This window comes from Embleya sp. NPDC025285, from assembly GCF_055558835.1.
In genome coordinates, this window is record NZ_JBVHLU010000296.1 from 1 (window position 1) to 1,443 (window position 1,443).

Annotated in this window: 1 protein-coding gene; it reads left to right on the top strand. The window is 69.2% G+C overall.

Annotated features, from left to right (window positions below; translation table 11 throughout):
- Window positions 1-62: 62 nt before the first annotated feature.
- Window positions 63-1,298, top strand: coding sequence for an IS701 family transposase (locus ACZ4FV_RS52330; RefSeq protein WP_465328535.1), 1,236 nt, complete (start codon window positions 63-65; stop codon window positions 1,296-1,298).
- Window positions 1,299-1,443 lie beyond the last annotated feature (145 nt).

Sequence of the window (1,443 nt, forward strand, 5' to 3'; positions counted from 1 at the left end):
CACTAGTAGTACTTCGTTAGCTCTGTTGATCTCACTGGCCGGTTTCCGGCATGCTGGTGGGTGTGAACCTGGGGGAGATCGAGGAACTGCGGTCCGAGTTGGGCGCGTTCGTGGCGGAGGTGTTCGCCTCGGTGTCGCGTCGGGACACGCGTGGGTGGGCGGACTGCTATCTGCGCGGGTTGATGTTGGACGGTCGCAGGAAGTCGATCCAGCCGATGGCGGATCGGTTGCCGGACGGGGACATGCAGTCGTTGCAGCAGTTCGTGAACCAGTCGCCGTGGGACCACGCGGCGGTGTTGCGGGCGGTCGCGCTCAGGACGGTTCCGATCGTGGAGCCCGAGGTGTGGGTGATCGACGACGTGTCCTTCCCCAAGGACGGGCGCATGTCGGTCGGGGTGGCCCGGCAGTGGTGCGGGGCACTGGGCAAACAGTCGAACTGCCAGGTCGCGGTGAGTCTGCACGCCGCCTCCGACCTCGCCTCCGTGCCGATCTCGTGGCGGCTGTTCGTCCCCGTCGAGTGGGACGAGGACGCCGGACGCAGGACCCGGGCCGGGGTTCCGGACGAGGTGGGGCACCGGGAGAAGTGGCGCCTGGCGCTGGACCTGATCGACGAGGCGATCGCCTGGGGGCTGTCCCCGAGGACGATCGTCGCGGACGCCGGATACGGGCAGAACTCCGCGTTTCGGCGGGCCCTGGTCGACCGGGGTCTGGAGTTCGTGGTCGCGGTGCGCGCCGACGAGTCGGCCCACCCGCACGAGGCGTTGCCGACCGCGCCCGCCTGGAGCGGGAGGGGTCGCAGGCCCGCGGTCCGCTACCGCGGGAAGGCGTCCTCCCTCAAGACCCTCGCGTTGGAGCCCGGTCCCAAGTCCCACCGGCGGGTGACCTGGCGCAAGGGTTCCAGGGGACCGATGCGTTCCCGGTTCCGGGTGCGGATCGTGCGCCCGGCCGGCGTCGCGATCCGTGCGCACGCCATCGAACGGGCGGGCGGCTCGGCTGCCTGGGACGGGGTGCTGCCCACGGCGACCCTGCTCAGCGAGTGGCCCGCCGGGGAGAAGGCCCCCACCGAGTACTGGCTGACGAACCTGCCCGAGGGCACCTCGACCCGCCGACTGGTGCGCCTGGCGAAGATGCGATGGCGGATCGAACACGACTACCGCGAGATGAAACACGGCCTGGGCCTGGACCATTTCGAGGGCAGGACCTGGCGCGGATGGCACCACCACGTCGCCCTGGTCACCGCCGCCCACGCCTTCCTCACCTTCCACCGGCTCCACCCAAAAGCCCCCACGCCGGCCTGACGCTCTACCAGGTCCTCGACGCACTCCAGGACCTCCTGAGCTGCTGGGACGGCATCTGCCACACCTGCGAACGCCCTCTCCCCACAAGGAAACTCGAACACCGCACACGAATACCAATCCCGACCTAACGAAGTACTACTAGTGC